General features: G+C 62.9%; 19 protein-coding genes. 9 read left to right on the top strand and 10 right to left on the bottom strand.

Annotated elements, in window-relative coordinates:
* The first annotated feature begins 3 nt into the window (after window positions 1–3).
* The 3 genes from AC6CHL_RS00580 to AC6CHL_RS00570 are packed head-to-tail and all read left to right on the top strand — an operon-like array spanning window position 4 to window position 3610.
* On the top strand, window positions 4–690 hold the full coding sequence (locus tag AC6CHL_RS00580; protein ID WP_498292797.1) for a YjbF family lipoprotein: 687 nt from the start codon (window positions 4–6) through the stop codon (window positions 688–690).
* On the top strand, window positions 687–1463 hold the full coding sequence (locus AC6CHL_RS00575; RefSeq protein ID WP_498292795.1) for a capsule biosynthesis GfcC family protein: 777 nt from the start codon (window positions 687–689) through the stop codon (window positions 1461–1463). The genes AC6CHL_RS00580 and AC6CHL_RS00575 overlap by 4 nt, the downstream gene beginning before the upstream one ends.
* Window positions 1460–3610: a YjbH domain-containing protein gene (locus AC6CHL_RS00570; protein ID WP_498292793.1), complete on the top strand. Its 2151-nt coding sequence runs from the start codon at window positions 1460–1462 to the stop codon at window positions 3608–3610. Before AC6CHL_RS00575 ends, AC6CHL_RS00570 begins: the two co-directional genes overlap by 4 nt.
* A gap of 20 nt (window positions 3611–3630) precedes the next feature.
* On the opposite strand, the gene AC6CHL_RS00565 is transcribed toward AC6CHL_RS00570, so the two are convergent.
* The 10 genes from AC6CHL_RS00565 to AC6CHL_RS00520 form a co-directional block, all read right to left on the bottom strand.
* Window positions 3631–4185, bottom strand: a complete 555-nt coding sequence (locus AC6CHL_RS00565; RefSeq protein ID WP_498292791.1) for a serine O-acetyltransferase — start codon at window positions 4183–4185, stop codon at window positions 3631–3633.
* A complete protein-coding gene (locus AC6CHL_RS00560) occupies window positions 4182–4694 on the bottom strand; it encodes a DapH/DapD/GlmU-related protein (protein WP_498292789.1) in 513 nt (170 codons plus the stop codon). Before AC6CHL_RS00560 ends, AC6CHL_RS00565 begins: the two co-directional genes overlap by 4 nt.
* Window positions 4691–5944, bottom strand: a complete 1254-nt coding sequence (locus tag AC6CHL_RS00555) for a glycosyltransferase (RefSeq protein WP_498292788.1) — start codon at window positions 5942–5944, stop codon at window positions 4691–4693. Before AC6CHL_RS00555 ends, AC6CHL_RS00560 begins: the two co-directional genes overlap by 4 nt.
* Entirely contained in the window at window positions 5937–7217 is a 1281-nt protein-coding gene (locus tag AC6CHL_RS00550; RefSeq protein ID WP_498292786.1) for a hypothetical protein, read from the bottom strand. Before AC6CHL_RS00550 ends, AC6CHL_RS00555 begins: the two co-directional genes overlap by 8 nt.
* A gap of 11 nt (window positions 7218–7228) precedes the next feature.
* Complete coding sequence (locus AC6CHL_RS00545) at window positions 7229–8431, bottom strand: glycosyltransferase (RefSeq protein WP_498292785.1); 1203 nt, start codon at window positions 8429–8431, stop codon at window positions 7229–7231.
* Between the two features lie 26 nt (window positions 8432–8457).
* Window positions 8458–9882 (bottom strand): hypothetical protein, encoded by a 1425-nt coding sequence (locus AC6CHL_RS00540; RefSeq protein WP_498292784.1) that lies wholly within the window; start codon window positions 9880–9882, stop codon window positions 8458–8460.
* Window positions 9882–11048, bottom strand: a complete 1167-nt coding sequence (locus AC6CHL_RS00535; RefSeq protein ID WP_498292783.1) for a nucleotide sugar dehydrogenase — start codon at window positions 11046–11048, stop codon at window positions 9882–9884. The genes AC6CHL_RS00540 and AC6CHL_RS00535 overlap by 1 nt, the downstream gene beginning before the upstream one ends.
* Window positions 11049–11201: 153 nt before the next feature.
* Window positions 11202–13418, bottom strand: a complete 2217-nt coding sequence (locus tag AC6CHL_RS00530) for a polysaccharide biosynthesis tyrosine autokinase (protein ID WP_498292782.1) — start codon at window positions 13416–13418, stop codon at window positions 11202–11204.
* A gap of 69 nt (window positions 13419–13487) precedes the next feature.
* Complete coding sequence (locus AC6CHL_RS00525) at window positions 13488–13922, bottom strand: low molecular weight protein-tyrosine-phosphatase (protein ID WP_498292781.1); 435 nt, start codon at window positions 13920–13922, stop codon at window positions 13488–13490.
* Between the two features lie 204 nt (window positions 13923–14126).
* Window positions 14127–15584 (bottom strand): undecaprenyl-phosphate glucose phosphotransferase, encoded by a 1458-nt coding sequence (locus AC6CHL_RS00520; protein ID WP_498292779.1) that lies wholly within the window; start codon window positions 15582–15584, stop codon window positions 14127–14129.
* Window positions 15585–15930: 346 nt separating this feature from the next.
* Between AC6CHL_RS00520 and amaB the strand changes: the two genes are divergently transcribed.
* The 6 genes from amaB (at window position 15931) to murB (ending at window position 21497) form a co-directional block, all read left to right on the top strand.
* Window positions 15931–17463, top strand: coding sequence for an L-piperidine-6-carboxylate dehydrogenase (amaB, locus tag AC6CHL_RS00515; protein WP_498292778.1), 1533 nt, complete (start codon window positions 15931–15933; stop codon window positions 17461–17463).
* Window positions 17463–18236 (top strand): SDR family NAD(P)-dependent oxidoreductase, encoded by a 774-nt coding sequence (locus AC6CHL_RS00510; RefSeq protein ID WP_498292776.1) that lies wholly within the window; start codon window positions 17463–17465, stop codon window positions 18234–18236. The genes amaB and AC6CHL_RS00510 overlap by 1 nt, the downstream gene beginning before the upstream one ends.
* Window positions 18237–18323: 87 nt before the next feature.
* Window positions 18324–18608 carry a DUF4190 domain-containing protein gene (locus AC6CHL_RS00505; RefSeq protein ID WP_038688720.1) on the top strand — a complete coding sequence of 95 codons (285 nt, stop codon included), beginning with the start codon at window positions 18324–18326 and terminating at the stop codon, window positions 18606–18608.
* Window positions 18609–18615: 7 nt separating this feature from the next.
* Window positions 18616–19386 carry a class I SAM-dependent methyltransferase gene (locus AC6CHL_RS00500; protein ID WP_498292774.1) on the top strand — a complete coding sequence of 257 codons (771 nt, stop codon included), beginning with the start codon at window positions 18616–18618 and terminating at the stop codon, window positions 19384–19386.
* Window positions 19387–19395: 9 nt separating this feature from the next.
* Window positions 19396–20451, top strand: coding sequence for a quinone-dependent dihydroorotate dehydrogenase (locus AC6CHL_RS00495; protein ID WP_498292773.1), 1056 nt, complete (start codon window positions 19396–19398; stop codon window positions 20449–20451).
* A complete protein-coding gene (murB, locus tag AC6CHL_RS00490; RefSeq protein ID WP_498292772.1) occupies window positions 20448–21497 on the top strand; it encodes a UDP-N-acetylmuramate dehydrogenase in 1050 nt (349 codons plus the stop codon). The genes AC6CHL_RS00495 and murB overlap by 4 nt, the downstream gene beginning before the upstream one ends.
* Window positions 21498–21524: the final 27 nt, after the last annotated feature.

Genomic DNA, 21524 nt, shown 5'->3' with positions numbered 1-21524 from the left:
CTGATGAGCAGGAGCGCTCTGACCGCCCTGAACAAGGCGCAGCGCGGCATCGCCGCGCTGCTGTTGATCACCCTGGCACTGACCGGCTGCGGGGTGGTCGGGCGCACCAGTATCAAGACGATGCAGTTGGCCGTGCAGGGCACGCCGGACGTGCAGCCCTCCGCGGCCGAGGTCGCCGCCAAGCCGTATCCGCAGATCAAGGTCAGCGGCCCCAACGGCGGCGCCGTGCTGGTGCTGGGCAACATCGATGCCGGGCGGCAGGCGTGGTACAGCAGCGAGCGTAGCATCGTGTTTCTGCAGGACGGGCTCTTGGTTGGCACCCACGGTGGCTCGCCCGAGCTACAGCAGATGTGGATTGAGGGCGACAACCCCTTCCACGCCCTGCACACGCTGGAAGGCACCGTCACCGTACAGCGCAGCTATGACCTCATGCCCGGCTATCGCTACGGCGTCCCGGTTACCGGCACGCTGGAGCGCCTAGGCACCGAGCCGGTGGAGATCCTCGGCAAGGTGCGCACGCTGGTGCATGTTCGCGAGGCATTGCGTGGCACGCAGTGGAGTGGTGAGAACCACTACTGGGTCGACCCCGCGAGCGGCTTCATCTGGAAGAGCCAGCAGATGATCGCGCCGGGCACGCGCCTCGAAATCACCCAACTCAAGCCGTACAGCCTGGACCTGCAACGTCGATGAAGCAGCGATTGTTCGCCCTCGCACTGGGCCTGGTCACCTGCGGCACCAGCATCGCCGCCCCTACGATCAGCGTTGACGTCCTCGGCCAGGTGCGCGATCCCGGCGCACAGGTTCTGCCGACCGGCGCCCGGCTGAGCGATGCCGCGCTGGCCGCCCAACCGCTGCCAAGCGCCTACCCGCTGGCGGCCGCATGGCTCCGCCAAGCCGAACAGGTGGCGCAGACGCGGCTGAAAGCGGGCGTTCTGTTCGACCTGGGCCAGCTCGAGGAGCGCGCCGATCGCGACCCCGACGGCGCGCAGGCGGCGACCGCGCTTGCCCGCGAGATCGACAGCATGCCGGTGACCGGCCGCGTTCCCGCGTTGCTCGCCGCGCGCAATGTTGAAGCCGCACTGTCGCAGAACCGCCCGCTGGCCGATGGCGATCGCCTGGTCTACCCGCCCCGCCCCGCCACTGTCACGGTGATGGGTGCGGTGGCCCAGCAATGCATGCTGGACCACGTGCCCGAGCAGGCAGCGCGTGCCTATCTGGCGCACTGCCCTGCCCTTGCCGCCGCCAGCCGCGATGACCTGTACGTCATCCAGCCCGATGGCCACGTGGAGAAACTCGGCATCGCCTTGTGGAACCGCTCGCCGGCCTCCACGCTTGCACCAGGCGCCATCGTCTATGTGCCGCTGCAGGCCAGTACGCTCGGCCAGACCGCGCCCGATCTCAACGAGGAAGTCGCCCGCTTCCTCGCCACCCAGGTGCTGGATGCGCCCGGAGTTACGCTTTGATTCCTTCGCTTCGCACACCGGCCGCGCGCCTTGCGCTGGCCGCGCTCAGCCTCAGCATCAGCAGCGCCCTGTACGCCCAGAACGCACCGGCACCCACCGCCAGTGACTGGGGCGGCATCGGCCTGTTGCAGACGCCTACAGCGCGCATGGCCGACGAAGGCGAGCTCGCCTTCACCGCCAGCCACACCTCGCCGTACAGCCGCTACAACATCGTGCTGCAGCCGCTGCCGTGGATGGAAGGCGCGTTCCGCTACGTGTCGGTAGCCAATCGGCGCTATGGTCCGGAATGGCTCAGCGGCAACCAGAACTACAAGGACAAGTCGATCGATCTGAAGATCCGCTTGCTGCAGGAAAGCCGCTGGATTCCCGAAGTGTCCGCGGGCTTCCGCGACCTTGGCGGTACCGGTCTGTTCTCCAGCGAGTACCTGGTGGCCAGTAAACGGATGGGCGCGTTCGACGCCAGCCTTGGCCTGGCTACGGGGTATATCGGCAACCGGGGGGATTTCCGCAACCCGTTGGCCGCATTGAATGATCGCTTCGAGACTCGTCCACGGTCTACCGGTGCTGGCAAGTTCAACAGCAACGGCATGTTCCGCGGCCCTGTCGGCGTTTTCGGCGGCGTTGCCTACCAAACGCCCTGGGAGCCCCTGCAGCTGAAGCTGGAGTACGACGGCAACGACTACAAGCACGAGCCACAGAACAACAACCAGAATCAGCGCAGCCCGTTCAATTTCGGCGCCACCTATGCCGTCAACAAGAACGTGCACCTTCATCTGGGCTGGGAACGCGGCGATGTGGCAACCGTTGGCATCACCATGCGAACCAACCTCGCACAGATCAGTTCGATGCCCAAGGTCCTGGACCCACCGCCTGTGCCGCTGAAGCAGCGCAGCTCGAATGGCGATCCCGGTATCGTTGAAAGCGTAGGCGACGATATCCCCGCGCTCGACTGGACCGCCGTGGCAACACAGCTGGAGCAGAACGCAGGCCTGCGCGTGCAGCGGATCAGTCAGCGCGGATCAGAATTGATCGTCAGCGGTGAGCAACGGCGTTTCTACTATCCGGCACAGGGCCTGGGACGAACCGCGCGCATTCTCGACGGCACGCTTCCTCCTGATTTCAATTGGTTCACCGTGCAGAACACTCGCCTGGGCGTGCCAATCGTGGAGACCAGCATAGAGCGCAAGGCCTTTGTGGACTATGTGAACCACACGAACACCCTGGACACGCTCACCGGACACGTGGAAATGGGAGCCCCGGCGGCACAGCGCAGGGAAACCCTCTACCAAGCGCCACTGCATCGCCTTGATGGCGCGTTCAACATTGGCTACCAGCAGTCACTCGGCGGTCCGGATGGTTTCGTGTTGTTCCAGGTTGCCGGCACCTACAGTGCCAACTTCTATTTCACCCGCAATCTCTGGCTTGCTGGCACCGTCAGCTATAACGCCTACAACAACTACGACAAATTCCGATACGACGCCCCCAGCCGCTTACCGCGCGTTCGCACGAACATTCGTCAGTACATGACGACCGAGGACCTGACCTTGCCGAGCCTGCAGCTGACAGGCACCCGGCAGATCGGCCGGGACCTTTATGGCATGGCGTACGCCGGGCTACTGGAATCCATGTACGCGGGCGCGGGCGGCGAAATTCTGTACCGCCCGTTGAATGAGCGCTGGGCGCTTGGCGTAGAGGCAAACTGGGTCAAGCAACGCGACTTCGACCAACGATTGAGCTTCCGCGACTACAGCGTCGCAACTGGCCACGCCACCTTCTACTACATGTGGGGCGAAGAGCGCCGCGTGATCAGTGCACTCAGCGCAGGCCGATACCTCGCCAAGGATTGGGGTGCCACGCTCTCGGTGTCGCGCGCCTTCGACAACGGCGTGACCATGGGGGCGTACGCGACGAAGACCGATGTGTCTTCCCTCGACTACGGTGAAGGCAGCTTCGACAAGGGAATTTATGTCTCGGTACCGTTTGACTTCCTGCTGCCACGCTCGACCCGTGCCCGCGCCAATTTCCTGTGGAATCCGCTTTACCGCGACGGCGGCGCGCGGGTAGGACACAGCTACGGCTTGTACCAGATGACCTCCGAGCGAGATCCGGAGTTCTTCTTCGACAACATCCGAACGATCGGGGACTGACGGACCATGCGGCCGGTCGCCTATGGCGAACCGGCGCCGACCGCTGCGAGGTCACGCGCTGGCACACCCGCCACCGCGCTGCCTGCCGCTACATTTCGTAACACGACGGCATTTGCGCCTACGACGGCGCCGTTGCCCACGTGGACCGAGCCCAGAACGCAGGCACCGGAGTAAACAATCACTCCGTTGCCCAGGCTCGGATACTGCGCGCCGCGTTGGCCGAGCGTGACAGATTGATACAACTGAAGGTTGCTACCCGCCGCAACGCCATCGCCAACCACCACGGCAGTCGCGTGAGGCAGGAAAAGCCCAGGCCCGATGCTGGAGCTGGGAGAGAGATAGCAACCAGACACGCGTACATTGCGACGCCAGATGAGTTTCGACAGCAGCTTTCCCGTCCATCCGAATCGCCGGGCGGCGACGGAGAACCGGTATCGGACCACGACTGCAAAACCCGGATCCAGCACGTACCGGGCGGCGCACCTGAAGAGCGATGGACGCGCCCCTGCCGCAGCAGCACGGAAGTCCGCACTCAGCAGCGAAAGCAGCGTAACGTGGGCATTGCTGTCGCTCACAGCGCCAACTCCTTCTTGAAAACAGCTGGATTTCCAGCCACAAGTACATTGTCTGGCACATCGCGCGTCACGACTGCACCTGCGGCGATGATCGAACCGGCACCGATCGTGACGCCGGGAAGAATGATCGCGTTGGCACCAATCCACACCCCATCCCCGACACTGACATCTCGCGCAGTCACCTCACCCGCCCGCGCGTGAGCCCCCCCGACAGCGTGCGACGCCGTCACCAAGGCAACGCCATGACCGACGGTGACATCGCGTCCCAGCCTGATCGACCCTGTCGCGTCGAAATAGCAGCCACGGTTGATGAAGCACCGCTCCCCGACGGAGATGCGACCGCCTTCGAAGCGCCCCCCTCCGCGAATGCGTACGCCACTGGCGATCGATGCACCCAGAATACCGAGGAGGCGGGGGCGAAGACGACAGGAAACGGGATCGTCCGGGAGCAGCGCACCGATCACGTTCACGAAGTGAACCATGAACTTGCCGAAGGTCCTTCGAATCATATTCCAGCCCTGTCGTAGGCCTCTGCGTACCTGGCGAACACCACCTCGCGAGAGTGTTGTTCAGACACGTAGGCAGACGCATTGGAAGCGACGTTCTGCAGTACTTCCGGATCCGCAGAGACTGCTTGCACCAACGCCAGGAAGTGCTCCGGCGTGTCGAATACGAGCGCAACGTCGCGCCCCTCCACCTCCAGGCCCTCCAAGCCCAGTGAGGTCGTCAAGGTCGGCACACCAAAGGCGAAGGCATCGACAATCTTGGTTTTGACCCCCGATCCCGAGAGTATCGGAGCCAGATGCAGATCTGTGTCACGAAGTGCGCCGCTCAGATCATCAACGAAACCATGGAACGTAACGGAGGGATGCGACAGTTCCTCGGCCACCTTCGGGTCAATACTGCCAATGACATGGAGCTCGTAAGCAATTCCGGAATCGTCCAGCACCGGCACAAGGGTCTGCACCACGTACCTCAGGGCCTGCAGGTTCTGTGGCGCCTTGAGATTGCCCAGGAACGCGAAGCGCAGGGATCCGTCGCCTCGATTCACCGGTGGGCGCCGAGCGTCGTTGACGTCCGCTGACATGGGCGGGGCCGAATAGAGGTTCATGGCACCTGATGAAGCCCTGTGCCGTTGAGCCTCCAGCCCCGACACAAAGAGGACGCTGGCTGCAGACTCTGTCACGTCGTGCTCCAGTCGTGCCAACCGCTTGGATTCCATCGCCAACAGCCGGGTAGCGAACACAGTGGCTGCCCACCCCGCAACTGCCGGCAGCCGCTCTTTGAACGTCCCGAGCACATCGCTGGCACCCGACGACAACTGCCGTTGGTAGCGAAGGGAAAGTAGATCATCTATATCCAGCACCCGCGTCGTTACCAACTGGCGGGCATAACTCCATAGCCTGAGCATATCGACAACGACAACATCCGGACCGAACTCGCGCACTCTGGCCGTCACCCACCTGGATTTCTGACGTCCAAAGAAAGCCAGGCACTGAAGCGGAGCCGATACACCCAGCGTCGGGATGCCACGCAGAACGTCCAACAAACCTGGATAGTCAGTGAACTCAAACTCAACCGTGGGGAATTCGCGGCGGTAGCGCTCAGGCTCAATGCTCTCGCCACGCCCCTTGAAACAGATCACCTTCACCGCATCAAATCGATGAACCAGATACTCGAGGTGCTGCCGCAGCATACGCTCACGACCGCCGACGACGGGAAGGAAAGGCCGGGTCATGAGGAAGAGAGCCTTAGCCATGACGCGCCACCCGAATACCCTTGGCAATGCTCAGCACTGCCGCAAGCGGGATCCACAAGAGGACAAATGCGAACGAGCCGAACTGGAGACAGGCAGCTCCCATCAGAATCAGCTGCAGGACAACCAGCCTCTCCGTCGGCGAGCCAAATCTCTTGATGAGACTGAAATCGCGGTAAACGCGGTTCAGCATGAAGATCAAGTACGCCAGCCCAACCAACCCGCCCATCACGTAGATGCTCACGTACAGGTTGCGCGGATCCGCAGAGATCGACGAGATATCCCCCATGATCTCAAAGTTGCTGTAGGCCACATGGTTCAGCGGCAGCCACGACATCGCCTCATTGAATCCGTACGGATACAACGCAGCCCCCATGCCCAATGGGTACGAGAGCGACACAAGTATCGCGTAGACCGGGTACATGATCCGCACGAACACCGATCCGTCGAGCGATTCAAGCAACGACGTTTCCACGGTTGACGCTTCGTCGAGCTTGATGATCCGGGTCAGGTAGTACGGAAGGTCACCTGAAGAGGCGAGATTTGCCACGATCAGCTTGACCGCATACACCACCAGCAGCGTGCCCGCCCCGATGACGACAACCTGGATGATGGTCTTGGTCACGCTTCGCCCCATCAGCAGCCGATAGCCAATCAACCCTATTACCAGCGTCGCGAATCCATACAGCGAGAAGGTGGCTGCGAACAACAGGACCCACATTCCGCGATAGATCCAGGACATCCGACTTAATAGAGGGAAGGCAAAGACGAGGTAAAGGCTCGCCCATGATGCCTCGGAAGTGAACAGTTGCACCCGAGATCCCGCGTTTCCGCTCAACGCAAGTGCAAGTGCGTCCCGGAACACACCACCAATACCCATGTAAAGCGCGACAACTTCAAACATCCCGTATGCAAGGACGATCTTGAGCACAGACCTGAGGACGCCGAAGTATCTGTCGATCGACGCGAACCGGAAGTAATAGCGAAAACCAAGGAAGCTGGCCATGCCTGCCAGGACAGGAAGGACGCCTCGGAGCACCCGCTCCACGCCGATGTTCTTCACACCCAGAAGGATGAAGCTGATCAGAACGACGTAGAGCACGAAGCAGATCGTTGCGACGTCGGTACGCTCAATTCTTCCGCGCGAGTTCAGGAAGAAGATCAAGCCAAGCAGAGCGGCAGGAATGAGGGTCGGCGGACTATAACTGACCGGGACGATGGACATCTTGAAGATGGGCAACAATGCAATCGCCAGCAGACCCAGCCAACTGGCCAATCTGACCCTGATCATTGCAAGCCCTCAATCGCAGCGATGAACCGGCGCGACGTCGTGACGTACCCATATTGTGAACGCAACGACTCAGCCGCGGTACGGCGAGGCAATGCGGCCATCGCCGAGATGGCCTCTCGCGACGCCTGTGCCACCGCATCCTCTTCGCATCGATCAAGCGCATCGAGATCTGCCGAAAAGTACTCGGCAGCGTCCTGCAGCACTTCCTCCGCCCCACTCCAGCGCGTACTGATCACACGCCCGCCGACACTCACGGCCTCCACCGGAACATTCGCAAAGCCTTCCCAGAGCGACGTTACAAGGACGAGGTCCGCTTGGCGGAGATAGGGAATCGGGTTGTCGACCCCCCCCAGAAACTGCACCCTGTCCCTTACACCGGCCCGTTCAGCACCGGCCTCCAGTGCCGACCGCAAGCTGCCCTCCCCCAGGAAAACGAGCTTGCCCTGGTACCCCATCTCCACCATCCGGGCAAAGATTGCGACGGCGATGTGCTGCCCCTTCTGCTCATTCAATCGCCCGCAAGACACCACATACGATCCAGATACAGGGATCGAGAAGGGCGCTTCTGCGCGTTCATCAAGCGCGGCGAAATCATAGCCATTGGGGATGTAAAGCGTCTTTTCCGGCGACACCTTGAAAAGAAGCGGCGCGCGCTTGGCGGCGACGGGAGAATTGCAGTGGTAAAGATCGCTCCCGCGATACATCCAGCCACACAGCCTACGCACGAGCGACTTCCGCCAGCCCGTCGCGAGGTCCCGAGAGGGGTCCTGCCGCTCCGAAACCACCAGTTTGAACCTGAGGGCCAGCTTTTTTGCCATCAAAGCTACGATGCTTGGACCATAGGACATCGAGATGACGACGTCGAAACGCTCGCGTTGCATGAGCTTTCGAAACCGATGGACAGCAACAAGGACGCCGAAGACACGGCGAATGTCGTAGTCCCATGCCGGACTGGCCTGAAACTCCCTGACCAGCGGGAGACCCAACGCGAATCTGGCCGCCCCGCCATCCTCAGCAGGCTCGTACGACAGGATGCCGACGTCGGCGACGCTGCCCTTCAGCATTTCCTGAAGTCGAAGCGTGGATGCCTTGATGCCACCGGCGTGGACATCGGTGGTGAAGATCAGAATCCTGAGTGACGAAACCTCAGTTTCCGCGCCAAGCTTCTGTGCAGCCGCACAGTCCCCATTGCTACTCATTTCAGCTAGGTTCCTCGCCTGCGAGCTCACGACTGTCCCAACCATTGTCTGGGTCCACCTACGCCAAGCGCGCGATAGCCGCCAAGAATGATGAATGCAATTACGATGAAGCCCGCCATCTGGACCACTGCATTGCCGTAGACGGCAAGCAGGAAGGACGCCACCATCGCAGCGGCCGTGACCAGGAGAATGCGGGACAACTTTCCCCACGGGAGCCTCAGTGACAATGCGGAGGCCGCAAAGTACGTAGCCAGAACAAGTCCAGCGACCAGGGCGAGCACGAGGACGACGAGAGTGCTGGACAGGCCTATCGAGTGGGTCACGTAGAGGCCACCGCATCCCAGCAGGACCAGAAGCAAGGCAACTCCACTTGTGACCACGGAATAGACGGTTTTGCCCCCGATGGCGAACAGCGCATCGAGACCATAGCTCTTCAGGCATACCAGCACGATTGAGAGAACGGCCAGCAACGAAACTCTCGAGTACGACTCGAGGAATGCGGGCGGCACAAAGTAGGTCACCACGACGCTGTTGGCGTAGAGCAGCACAACCATTGCCGCAGAGAACAGCGCGACCACATTGATCAGATGGCTTTCCATGTACCGTGATCCTTCTTCTGGATCACAGCTGACGCGACTGATGACGGGCTGCAGAAGGAGCAGGTTCACGGCTGTGCCGAGCGCCATCAGTATCTTCTGTGCGATATCCACCGCAAGCACCGCGCCCGCCGAATCCGTGCCGCCGGCATAGTGCACCATCGCGTATCGCGCGACGAGCGGCAACGCGAAGGAGATTATTCCGGCGGCCGCGGCGAACAGTCCGAACTTCATCAGGAAAACAACGCTCGACCGGGCGGGCCAGCGGAGCGATCGAGGCGACAGACCCGCGAACAGCGAAACGATCAGGAAAGACGTACTTAAAGCCGCTAGAGCGAACCTGCCATCCGAGAACGCAGATGCGACAACAAGCGTGAGCGAGAAAGACAATACGCTTCTCGTCATCCAGGTAACCGAGAAGCGAACATTGAGAAACCTTGCCCGCAGGTTCGCCTGCTGACCATCGAATGCGCCTTGCGCACACGCGTAGAAGAGGATCAAACCCGCCATGAACATGGCACTGCCCGTCTTGCCCGCGGCCAGAAGGATCACAGCCAGGACTGACGCCCCCACCAGAAGAGCGGCATAGAGTGCAGCCAGCGCCTCTGGAAGTCGCCGGGGATCGCTCGCGTCGCTCGCGGAGTAGCGCACCACACCTATCCGCAGCCACTCAAAGAGCAGTGCCGCCACCAGCTGGCCGGATGCCCACATCATTGCGAATCGCGTGTATTCCTCGGGCACCAGCAATCGTGGGATCACGAACTGGATCCCAAGATTGGCGAGATTTGCGAGAACCAGCGATAGCATCATCAGAATCGATGCACTGCCCCGCGCCTTCGGAAGGCCTGCCTGCATCAGTCGATCCCGAACTGGTCGCGGCTATATGTCTTCTCAGCGACGTCATCAAGATCAGGATGGCGTCGATTCGCGAGAATCACGTCCGCAGTGCGCTTGAACTCCGCCAGATCCCGGCACACTCTTGAGCGGAAGAACTCATCGGCTGCCATCGCAGGCTCGTAAACGATGACCTCCACGCCCTTGGCCTTGATCCGCTTCATGACACCTTGGATGCTGGACGAACGGAAGTTGTCCGAACCGGCTTTCATCGCAAGACGATAGATGCCCACCACCCTTGGATTTGAACGGAGGACCTCTGCCGCGATGAAGTCCTTGCGAGTCGAGTTGGACGCCACGATGGCCTGAATGAGGTTCTGCGGAACGTCTCGATAGTTCGCCAGGAGTTGACGGGTATCCTTCGGCAGACAGTAACCACCATAGCCATACGATGGATTGTTGTAATGGTCTCCGATCCGCGGGTCCAGGCACACCCCATCAATGATCTGGCGAGCATCCAACCCGTGGCAGGCTGCATAGGTGTCCAGTTCATTGAAGTACGAAACGCGCATCGCCAGATAGGTGTTGGCGAAGAGTTTGATTGCCTCTGCCTCGGTTGCCCCGCAGAAGACGACTGGCACATTCTCAGCGGCCGCGCCTTGCCGTAGCAGCGAGGCAAACTCGGTCGCCTGCGCGGAGCACTCACCCACGACAATCCGGCTGGGGTAGAGGTTATCGTAGAGTGCGCGGCCTTCGCGCAGGAACTCCGGCGAGAAGATGATCTTGTCCGTCCGGTACTCGGAACGAACACGATCAGTGAACCCTACCGGGACCGTCGACTTCACTACCATGGTCGCCGACGGATTGATCGCCATGACATCGCGAATAACCGCTTCTACCGAACTCGTATCGAAGAAGTCGGTGTCCGGATTGTAGTCCGTGGGCGTTGCGATGATGACGTAGCTGGCGTCGGTGTAGGCAAACGTTTTGTCCAGCGTCGCGCGCAGGTCAAGCTTCCCGTTGTCCAGGAATTTCTGAATGTCACTATCTTCGATGGGCGAACGACTCTGATTGATCCCGTCGACCTTCGCCGGATCAACATCCAGCGCAACCACAGAGTTGTGCTGAGCCAGAAGAACAGCATTGGCCAAACCGACATAACCCATTCCTGCAATAGCAATCTTCATACTTGACGCTCCTTCCTGCGCTCGCACGCCATCTGAATCTGGCCCGCGGGCTTGACTTCATCCCTTTGTGGAAACAACAACGCCGAATCTACGTTGTTTCAAAAACGAGAACGGAGCCGAACGTGACGGCTCCGCATTCGCCTTCAACAGATATCAATTCGAGGATTTGTATTCGTAGTAGCCATAGCTGTAGTACCCCGTCGCCCTGCGCTCGACAGCATTGAAGATGGCGCCCTTGAGCTTGACGTTGTTCTGCTCGAAGCGCTGCTTTGCCAACGCGAGTTCCTTCGGCTGATTGAGGCCGAAACGCGCCACAAGAAGACAAGTTCCCACGTGGTGCGCAATGATCGCGGCATCTGTCACTGCGAGAATCGGCGGCGTATCAATGATGACCAGGTCGAAGTCCTTGCTTACGGCTTCCAGCAGCGCAGAGAAGTTCTCATGCATGAGAAGCTCTGACGGATTGGGCGGAACATCGCCACGCGTGATGAAATGTAGATTCTCCAGCACATCCAAGGTCCGGATCGCCTGGGCAGCCGGCACTTTTCCGACGAGCACGTCAGAAAGTCCAGGGCTCTGCGTGGCACCCAGCGCCTTGTGCAAGGTCCCCTTTCGCATGTCCGCGTCGATGATCAGCACGCGCTGTCCGGCCTGCGCAATCACCGTGGCCAGATTGGCGGAGACAAACGTCTTGCCTGCATTCGGGCTGGAGCCTGAGATCAGGATGAGATTGTTCTTCGCCTCAAGACGGGCGAAGTGCAGGCTTGTCCTAAGGCTGCGAACAGCTTCAACGGCAAGATCAGCGGGATCCTTGATGGCCAGAAGATGCTGCTTGCCATCGCCGCGGAAACTGCCGCGGACCGAATCCCCCTCCTGCTTCGGGCTGACAGGAATGGACGCGTAAACCGGCAGGCCAAGCTCTTCGATCTGCGCAGGGTCTTCGACGCCTCGATTGAGCATCTGCCGCAGGAAGACCAGAGCGACGGAGAGGAATGCTCCAAGCAGAGTTCCGATCACCACGATAAGCGGCTTGCGCGGCTTGACTGGCGTGGTGGCGTCGACGGCCGCGGCATCCACGATTCTGACGTTGCCAACAGTACCGGCCCGGGCAACATCCAGCTGCTGCGCCTGGTTGAGCATTCCGGTGTAGATCTCGTTGCTGACTTTCAGCTCGCGCGTCAGGGTCAGCAGTTCCTGCTGCGCTTCGGGCAGCTGACGGACCTGCCCCTGGAAATTGGACTTCCGTCCCTCCAGCTCACCAATTTGACGCATCAGCGCCTGGTAGGCGGGGTGGTCCCGGGTAAACTTCCGGTCCATCTCCGCCTGTTGCAAGCGCAACTGCTGGATACTCGTCTCGACCGCAACTTCCTGGTCCAGAAGCCCCTTGGTCTGCAGAGAAAGATCAACGGAGTTGGCCCGGGTCTGATACGCACTGAGTGCCTTCTGGGCCGCGTCGACCTGATTGCGGATGTTCGGCAACTGCTCTTTGACAAACACCAGCTGAGCCGACGCTTCCGCCGAGTTCCGATCCACGTTCTGGCGCACGTAAGCAAGCGCTACCTGTTGCAGAAACGCTTGGGCCAGCTCGGGATCCGGACTCTCATAGCCAAGCATCAGAATGCCCGAGTCCTTACCCGACTCCGACACAGCTACCTGACGTTGCAGATCGCCAACAATCTTCAGCCGCCGCAGCTTGGTCACGGTGAAGCGCATCCCTGGATGCGCGCGGAGCGTGGAGACCTGCATGACGACGCCATGACCACTCGCGCGCTCACCAACCCGCCCCGTCAGCAGTTGGCGGCCATCCTCGTCCTGCAAACTGTACTTTCCACTCACGTCTTCGACAGTCAGCGTCATCTCGTTGTCGAACAGTGCGGGAGGCACGTCCAACTGGAACACCTGCAGGAGCTCGCCGCCCCAGCCGAAACTTTCCAGCCCGAACTTGGTCGAGGCTACGGAACCCGGCGCCTTGGCCTCAGCCCGTCGCGCCATGTAGTCCCCCAGCAGCGGGAAGGTCCTTGGCGTCACATCAATGTCCAGCTTGAGCTCATCGACAGCTGAGCCGACGACGGCTCGCGAGGTGATCAAGGCGATTTCAGTACTGGCCTCCGCCGATCCAGTGCTCACGCCCAACGACTGACTGATGTCCGTCAGACCGGGCAGTGACGGGACCTTTGATTCAACCTGGATGATGGCGTCAGCGCGGTAGATTGGCTTTGCCAGCATTGCATATGCCACGGAAACGACGAAGAACACGCCCGTGACACCCAGTATCCACCACTTGTGGTCGAGAAGCGTTCCGAGCAACTGACGCAGGTCAATCTCTTGCGCGTCTTCTTGGGGATTATTGCGGGCGTCTGGGCTGGTCATATTGGATCGTTTAGAGGCTTGAATAGTTGTTGGGCAGACGCTGCGCGCGCCTGCCCGGGCAATCTGGACTTAGATGTAGCGCTTCCAGCTCTCTACGCCCTGGGCCATAAGCCGATAGACGTGCTCGAATGCGGGCCGCTGCTGCCGGTAAGGATCGGGGATTTCAGTATCGCCCTCCCACTTCCCGAGGAGGAATGACTTCCCGGATGCCTCCGGCGCAACCTCTGAAATTCGCTTCAGATGCTTCCTTTCCATCACCAACACCAGATCAGCTGCGGACAGGATCTGGGAGGAAACCTGCCGCGCACGGTGCAAGGAGCCGTCAAGCCCGCGCTCCACAAGCAACTCCTGTGCTGTTGCATCGATTCCGTGGTCAACCAGCGCGCCAAGGCCTGCGGACGAGACATGGATGCCCCTTCCCTCCAGAGCAGCGCGCATCATCACCTCGGCAGATGGACTGCGGCAGATGTTGCCGATACAGACAAACAGAATATTCTTGAACACTACTTGCAAGTTCCAATGTGCTGCGGGGAGGGTCGCGAATCACCCGCCAATGCGGGCCTACAGTAAAGCCGGGCAGAATAACCGATCACCCGGGCAGCCACGCCTGGGACAGGCCGGAAAGACCCTCCCGCGGGCGGCGTGTTGAAAAACTGAGACGGAGTTGGCAATGCGCCTGACACCCGTCCGAGCACCCACTGCGTCATGTCAATACGCCGTTCTTTGGCCGAGGACCCTGAACACGGTCAACCAGATGATCCGCAGATCAAACAACGGGCTCCAGCGCCGGATGTAATCAATGTCGTACTGCACGCGCTTCTTCATCGACCGCAGCTCCGGCGTCTCACCCCGCAGCCCGTTCACCTGGGCCCACCCGGTGATGCCCGGCTTGACGTAGTGCCGATGCATGTAGCGCTCGATCAGCCGCTCGTACTGGTTGTTGTGCTGCACCGCATGCGGCCGCGGCCCCACCACCGACATGCTGCCGCCCAGCACGTTCAGGAACTGGGGAAGCTCATCCAGGCTGGTCCGGCGCAGGAAAGCCCCGAACGGCGTGATGCGGGCATCCCCGCGGGTGGCCTGCGTAAGCGTCCCGCTCGACTCCTCGTGCACCCGCATCGACCGGAACTTCAGCATCTTGAATTCTTTTCCATCCAGCCCGTGCCGGCGCTGGCGGAACAGGACCGGGCCCGGTGAGCTCAGCTTCACCCCCAAGGCCAGCAGCACAAGCAACGGCGACAGCACCACCAGCGCCACCCCGGCTACCACCATGTCCTCGACCCGCTTCACCATCAGCAGGTGCGGCTCGACCATCCCCTGGCGTACGCCGATCATCGGCACATCCCCGACCTGGTGCACCCCGGGGTTCAATGCCCCCAACCCGGTGGTGTCTGGCACCAGCCTGACCTGGACGGGATAGCGCTCGAGCAGCTTGAGCACCTGCTTGAGGCGCGCGCGCCCGCCCAGCGGCAAGGACACCCAGATCTGCTCGATCTGGCCCCGGTGCTGGTCGAGGTAAGGCTCCAGGTCCTCCAGTGCGCCCAGCCGAAGCGGCGCACCACCGCCATCGCGACGGGTCGCGATGTCGTCAGGTCCAGCGAAGTAGCCAATGACCTCCTTGCCGATCTCCGGGCGACTGCGGAGCAGCCGATGCACCTTGAGCGCTGGGGCCCGCAAGCCCACCAGCAGGACCCGCTGGCGATCCAGCCCCCTGGAGCGCAGGTTGTGCACGCGCAGACGGATGCAGAGACGGCTGACCCCCATTCCCGCCAGGCCCAGCGCATACCAGCTCACCAGCCAGGGTGCCGGCACGGCGTCGGCCACGTCCATCAGCACCGAATACATCGAGAACAGCGCAAACGCTGCTGTCCACGCAAGGAAGAGCGTCCAGATCTCGGCCAGCAGGCTGCGCGCCCGCCAGTTGCGATAGACCGGCGCGACGGCGAAACACACCACGCAGCACAGCAGCACGGCCCCGAACACCACGCGCTGCGAATGCGAGGCCGGGATCCAACCGTGGAAAAGGATGTGCCCCAGCAGGGCCGCACTCGGCACCAGCAACAGGTCGAGCACGCGCAACCACACTTCGAGGGCGGCACGGGCCTCAGCGGTTACACGCCGCCGTCCCCGCGGGGCGGGCAATGGGTCTACGGATCCATGTAGCACAGCGACATCTCCATAATGAAACACTTGCCGGGACGCTCGTACTCCGCCCCGCCCGTGCAACGACCCCCTGAGACAATGACGCTCCCTGGAAAGAGCAAATGACGGCGGCAAGTGCCGCTCAGCTCACAAAAATATCACAATCCGGATCGGAGCGTCACAATTGACTTTGTCTTTTTTTGCCTTTTGGATCAATGGATTGACGCATTCAGAGTGGCGCAGGTGATCGCCTGCCATGGCTGTCCAAGCCAGTCCAGCCGCCCCGCTCTGCTACCATCAGCGGTCAGCTTGCCGCCCCCCACCCTGCCAGCGGCCAGCGCCTTACAAACGCAACGCAACAGGAGTTTGCATGTCCTCTGATCTGCTCAAGGCCCTCGGCCTGGACGCGACCAACGCTGGCACCTACCTCGGCAATGGCGAGTGGTCCACCGCCACCAGCGCCGGTCTGATCACCCCGGTCAACCCGACCACCGGCGAGGCGATCGCCCAGGTCCACGCCACCACCGACGCCGACTACGAAACCATCGTGGCCCGCGCCCAGGAAGCCTTCAAGGTATGGCGCACCACCCCGGCCCCGCGCCGTGGCGAAGCCGTGCGCCTGTGCGGCGAAGCGCTGCGCGCCCACAAGGACGCACTGGGCTCGCTGGTCGCGCTGGAAATGGGCAAGAGCAAGCCCGAGGGCGACGGCGAAGTGCAGGAGATGATCGACATCGCCGACTTCGCCGTGGGCCAGAGCCGAATGCTCTATGGCTACACCATGCATTCCGAGCGCCCCGGCCACCGCATGTACGAGCAGTACCAGCCGCTCGGCCTGGTCGGCATCATCAGTGCGTTCAACTTCCCGGTCGCGGTGTGGGCCTGGAACTCCTTCCTGGCCGCGATCTGTGGCGATGTGTGCATCTGGAAGCCGTCCAACAAGACCCCGCTGACCGCCATCGCCTCGATGCGCATCTGCAATGAAGCGCTGCGCGGCGCCGGCTTCCCGGACATCTTCTTCCTGATCAACGACGCCGGCACCGAGCTGTCGCAGAAGATGGTGGCCGACAAGCGCGTGCCGCTGATCAGCTTCACCGGGTCCACCCAGGTGGGCCGCCAGGTCGCCGAAAAGGTTGCCCACCGCCTGGGCCGCTGCCTGCTGGAGCTGGGCGGCAACAACGCCATCATCCTGGACGAAACCGCCGACCTGAAGCTGGCCATCCCGGGCATCGTGTTCGGCGCGGTCGGCACTGCGGGCCAGCGCTGCACCACCACCCGCCGCCTGATCGTGCACGAATCCATCCATGACGACGTGCTGGCCACGCTGGTCAAGGCGTACAAGCAGGTGGAAGGCAAGATCGGCGACCCGACCGACCCGGCCAACCTGATGGGCCCGCTCAACAGCGACGGCGCCGTGCAGCAGTTCCTGGCCTCGATCGAGAAGGCCAAGGCCAGCGGCGGCACCGTGGAAACCGGCGGCATCCGCATCGACCGCGCCGGCAACTTCGTGCTGCCGGCCATCGTCACCGGCCTGAAGAACAGCGACGAAGTGGTGCAGCACGAGACCTTCGCCCCGATCCTGTACGTGATGAAGTACAGCACCCTGGACGAAGCCATCGACATGCAGAACGGCGTGCCGCAGGGCCTGTCCTCGTCGATCTTCACCACCAATCTGAAGGTGGCCGAGCGCTTCCTCTCGGCGGCCGGCTCGGACTGCGGCATCGCCAACGTCAACATCGGCACCTCCGGTGCGGAGATCGGCGGTGCGTTCGGCGGCGAGAAGGACACCGGCGGTGGTCGCGAGTCCGGCTCGGATGCGTGGAAGGTCTACATGCGTCGCCAGACCAACACCATCAACTACTCCGATTCGCTGCCGCTGGCCCAGGGCATCAAGTTCGACCTGTGATGCCCACGCCCGCTGCCCCTTCGCTGGATTTCGCCGGCCGCCGGGTACTGGTGGCCGGCGGCAGCAAGGGCATCGGGCGGGCAATGGCGCTGGCGTTCGCTTCGGCGGGCGCCCGCGTGTCGGTCTGCGCCCGCGGTGAGCCCGGGCTCACTGCGCTGCGCACGGATGCCCAGGCCCTGGGCCTGGACATCCACACCGCGTCGGCCGACCTCGGGGTGCTGGACGACATCGGCCGCTGGCTGGCCGATGCCGCCCACGCGCTGGGCGGTATCGATGTGCTGGTCAACAATGCTACCGGCTACGGCATGGCCGACGATGAAGCCGGCTGGGAATCCAGCCTGGGCATCGATCTGATGTCGGCGGTACGCGCCTCGCGACTGGCCCTGCCCTGGCTGCAGCAGTCCAGCGATGCCTGCATCCTCAACCTGGCCTCGATCGCCGCGCTGCAACCGCGACCGGGCGCTGCTCCGTATGCCGCGGCCAAGGCCGCACTGATGCACTACACCACCTCCCAGGCACTGGCGCTGGCCCCGCAGCGGATCCGCGTCAATGCCATTGCCCCGGGCTCGATCGAGTTCGAGGACGGCCTGTGGGCCCGTCGCCGCGAGCACGACCCGGCGCTGTACCACGCCACGCTGGCCAAAATTCCGTTCGGTCGCTTCGGCCAGCCGAAGGAAATCGCCGATGCCGCCCTGTTCCTGTGCTCGCCGCTGGCGCGCTGGATCACCGGCCACACGTTGAACGTCGATGGTGGCCAGGTCCTGATGGGCTGAGGCCCTGCCGGGTTGCACGCCGCCCCGCGCCGATGGGCTAATCCCGGCGCAGGCACTATCATGGACGCTCTGCCATGGAGGAAACGGATGAACCAGCCCTATCGACAGACCAGCTCGCTGGCCGTAGTCAGCTTGATCATGGGCATCGTCGGCTGGACGGTCTTTCCGTTTCTCGGCAGTCTCATTGCCATCGTCACCGGCCACATGGCGCGCGCGGAAATCCGTCGCCAGCCGCAGGCGCTGGAAGGCGACGGCCTGGCGGTCGCCGGACTGGTACTGGGTTGGCTGGCGGTGATCGGCAGCATCCTGGTGGTGGTGGGTTTCGTGCTCTTCTTCGGTGGATTGGCCCTGTTTGCCGCATCCCAATCGTGAGGTCCCCATGAGTGCATCGGATTCGACCGAACGCTTCAGCAGCCGCGTCGCCGACTACGTCCGCTACCGCCCCGATTACCCGCCGGCCCTGCTGGACTGGCTGCATCACGATATCGGCGTGCCCACCGAGACCCTGGTCGCCGATATCGGCGCCGGTACCGGTATTTCCACCCGCTTGTTCCTGGCCAGCGGCCACCCGGTCATCGCGGTGGAGCCCAATGCGGCCATGCGCGCCGCCGCCGAGCAGTGGCTGACCCCCGATTACCTGCGCCTGAAACTGGTCGATGGCACCGCCGAGGCGACCACCCTGGCCGACGACAGCGTTGGCCTGGTCGCCGCCGCCCAGGCCTTCCACTGGTTCGATACCGCCGCGGTGCGCCGCGAGTGGTCGCGCATCCTGCATCCCGGTGGGATGGCGCTGGTGTTCTGGAACTCCCGCCTGCTGGATGCCTCGCCGTTCCTGATCGGCTACGAGCAGCTGCTGCTGGAGTTCGGCACCGATTACACCCAGGTGGCCGAGCGCTACCAGGATGATGACGCCATGCGCGCCTGGTTCGGCGCGGGCCTGCGCGGCCTGGCCAGCTTCCCCAACGTGCAGCGCATGGACATCGATGGGCTGCGTGGGCGCCTGCTGTCCTCGTCCTACGCGCCGCAGGCCGGCCACCCCCGCCATGCACCGATGCTGGAGGCGCTGCAGCAGTTGTTCGATGCCCACGCCGTGGACGGCCAGGTTGCCTTTGAATACCAAACCCGTGCCTTTGTCGGCACGCTGGACTGATAGAACGCCATGTACTCGCTTGCCCGCCCCTTCCTGTTCGCCTTCGATGCAGAGCGCGCCCACGGCCTTGGCCTGAGCGGCCTGGAGCTGGCCTACCGCACCGGCACCACGCCCCTGCTGGCCGGCCGTATCGCACCGCTGCCCACCAAGGCCTTCGGCCTGGAGTTCCCCAATCCGGTTGGCCTGGCCGCCGGGCTGGACAAGAACGGCGAGCACATCGATGCCCTGCTGGCGCTGGGGTTCGGCTTCGTTGAAATCGGCACGATCACCCCGCGTCCGCAGGAAGGCAATCCGAAACCGCGGCTGTTCCGGCTGCCGGCCCACCAGGCCATCATCAACCGCATGGGCTTCAACAACCTCGGCGTGGATGCACTGGTGCGCAATGTTGAACGGGCCAAGCGCCGCCACGGGCTGCTCGGCATCAACATCGGCAAGAACAAGGACACGCCCAACGAGCAGGCGTTCGACGACTACCAGCACTGCCTGCAGAAGGTGTATCCGCTGGCCGACTACATCACCGTCAACATCTCCTCGCCGAACACGGCCGGGCTGCGCGAGCTGCAGGAAGAAACGGCGCTGCGCCAGCTGATCTCGCAGCTGCGCGACAGCCAGGAAAAGCTTGCCGCCAAGCATGGCCGGCGCGTGCCGATGCTGGTCAAGGTGGCGCCAGACCTGAGCGACCGCGACATCGATGCGGCCGCCCGCGTGCTCAGCGAATTGAAGGTGGACGGTGTGATCGCCACCAACACCACGATCGACCGCAGTGCGGTGGCCGGTGATCCGCGCGCGCAGGAGGCCGGCGGCCTGTCCGGCGCGCCGCTGCTGGGCCAGTCCACGCTGGTCCTGCGCCGGTTGCGCGCACGCCTGCCCGAGTCGATGCCGCTGATCGGCGTCGGCGGCATCCAGTCCGGTGCCGATGCGGTGGCCAAGATGTCCGCCGGCGCGGCCTTGGTGCAGTGCTACAGCGGCTTGATCTTCCGCGGCCCAGCCCTGGTGCAGGACTGCGTTGAAGCCATCCGCCGACGCCGCGAGGCCCCCAGCCGCGGTGCGGTTGCCCCCCTATGAGTAATGCAATGCCTGCCTGGACCCTGACTGAGAACGCGTCGCTGAAGGCGCTCAACACCTTCCACGTGGAGGCAAGCGCGGCACAGCTGCTGGAGCTGCACGACCCGTCGCTGCTGCCGGACGTACTGGCGCTGCCGCAGGTCGCCGACGCGCCGCTGCTGGTGCTGGGCAGTGGCAGCAACGTGCTGCTGGCCGGCAACGTGGACGGCACGGTCTTGGTGTTTGCCAACCGCAGTATCGAGATCCTCGAACACCGCGCTGACCACACCGTGGTCCGTGCCGGTGCCGGGGTCAGCTGGCATGGGCTGGTGATGTGGTCGCTTCAGAATGGCCTGTCCGGGCTGGAGAACCTGGCGTTGATTCCCGGTACGGCCGGCGCCTCCCCCATCCAGAACATCGGCGCGTACGGCGTGCAGGTGGACGAGTTCATCCAGACCGTCGAAGCCTGGGACCGCGAGGCCGCTGCGTGGGTCCGGCTGGATCCCGAGGCCTGCCAGTTCGGTTACCGCGACAGCGTGTTCAAGCAGATGCCGGAGCGCTACCTGATCACCGCGATTGAACTGCGCCTGCCGTTGCTGCACGCCCTGCGCCTGGGCTATGCCGGCATCACGGAAGAAATGCAGGCCATGGGCGTGGAACTGCCGGTGGCCGCCGATGTGGCCAACGCGGTGATCAACATCCGCCGCCGCAAACTGCCTGACCCGGACGTACTGGGCAATGCCGGCAGCTTCTTCAAGAACCCGGTGCTGCCGCTGGAGCAGGTGGAGGTGTTGCTGCAGCACTTCCCCGACCTGCCGGTGTACCCGGCCGACCAGGACACCCGGCGCAAGCTGTCGGCGGCCTGGATGATCGAGGCATGCGGCTGGAAGGGCTACCGCGACGGCGACGCCGGCGTGTCACCGCATCACGCGTTGGTACTGGTTAACCACGGCACCGCCACCGGCGAGCAGCTGCTGGCGCTGGCGCGGCAGATCTCGGCCTCGGTGCTGGAGAAGTTCGGCGTACCGATCGAACCGGAGCCGCGCCTGATCGGCGCGCAGTGGTGACCCCGCCACTCGCCCTGCCCGCCCCCA

This window comes from Stenotrophomonas sp. GQ19 (genome assembly GCF_059758695.1).
The sequence above is the reverse complement of the archived record's forward strand: the minus strand, read 5'-3'. Positions and strand labels throughout refer to the sequence as shown.

What these genes read in the sequence shown, in the direction of transcription:
- AC6CHL_RS00580 (WP_498292797.1), top strand. Translation starts at nt 4, where the DNA reads ATGAGCAGGAGCGCTCTGACCGCCCTGAACAAGGCGCAGCGCGGCATC.
- AC6CHL_RS00575 (WP_498292795.1), top strand. Translation starts at nt 687, where the DNA reads ATGAAGCAGCGATTGTTCGCCCTCGCACTGGGCCTGGTCACCTGCGGC.
- AC6CHL_RS00560 (WP_498292789.1), bottom strand. Translation starts at nt 4,694, where the DNA reads ATGATTCGAAGGACCTTCGGCAAGTTCATGGTTCACTTCGTGAACGTG.
- AC6CHL_RS00555 (WP_498292788.1), bottom strand. Translation starts at nt 5,944, where the DNA reads ATGGCTAAGGCTCTCTTCCTCATGACCCGGCCTTTCCTTCCCGTCGTC.
- AC6CHL_RS00545 (WP_498292785.1), bottom strand. Translation starts at nt 8,431, where the DNA reads ATGAGTAGCAATGGGGACTGTGCGGCTGCACAGAAGCTTGGCGCGGAA.
- AC6CHL_RS00540 (WP_498292784.1), bottom strand. Translation starts at nt 9,882, where the DNA reads ATGCAGGCAGGCCTTCCGAAGGCGCGGGGCAGTGCATCGATTCTGATG.
- AC6CHL_RS00535 (WP_498292783.1), bottom strand. Translation starts at nt 11,048, where the DNA reads ATGAAGATTGCTATTGCAGGAATGGGTTATGTCGGTTTGGCCAATGCT.
- AC6CHL_RS00530 (WP_498292782.1), bottom strand. Translation starts at nt 13,418, where the DNA reads ATGACCAGCCCAGACGCCCGCAATAATCCCCAAGAAGACGCGCAAGAG.
- amaB (WP_498292778.1), top strand. Translation starts at nt 15,931, where the DNA reads ATGTCCTCTGATCTGCTCAAGGCCCTCGGCCTGGACGCGACCAACGCT.
- AC6CHL_RS00510 (WP_498292776.1), top strand. Translation starts at nt 17,463, where the DNA reads ATGCCCACGCCCGCTGCCCCTTCGCTGGATTTCGCCGGCCGCCGGGTA.
- AC6CHL_RS00505 (WP_038688720.1), top strand. Translation starts at nt 18,324, where the DNA reads ATGAACCAGCCCTATCGACAGACCAGCTCGCTGGCCGTAGTCAGCTTG.
- AC6CHL_RS00500 (WP_498292774.1), top strand. Translation starts at nt 18,616, where the DNA reads ATGAGTGCATCGGATTCGACCGAACGCTTCAGCAGCCGCGTCGCCGAC.
- AC6CHL_RS00495 (WP_498292773.1), top strand. Translation starts at nt 19,396, where the DNA reads ATGTACTCGCTTGCCCGCCCCTTCCTGTTCGCCTTCGATGCAGAGCGC.
- murB (WP_498292772.1), top strand. Translation starts at nt 20,448, where the DNA reads ATGAGTAATGCAATGCCTGCCTGGACCCTGACTGAGAACGCGTCGCTG.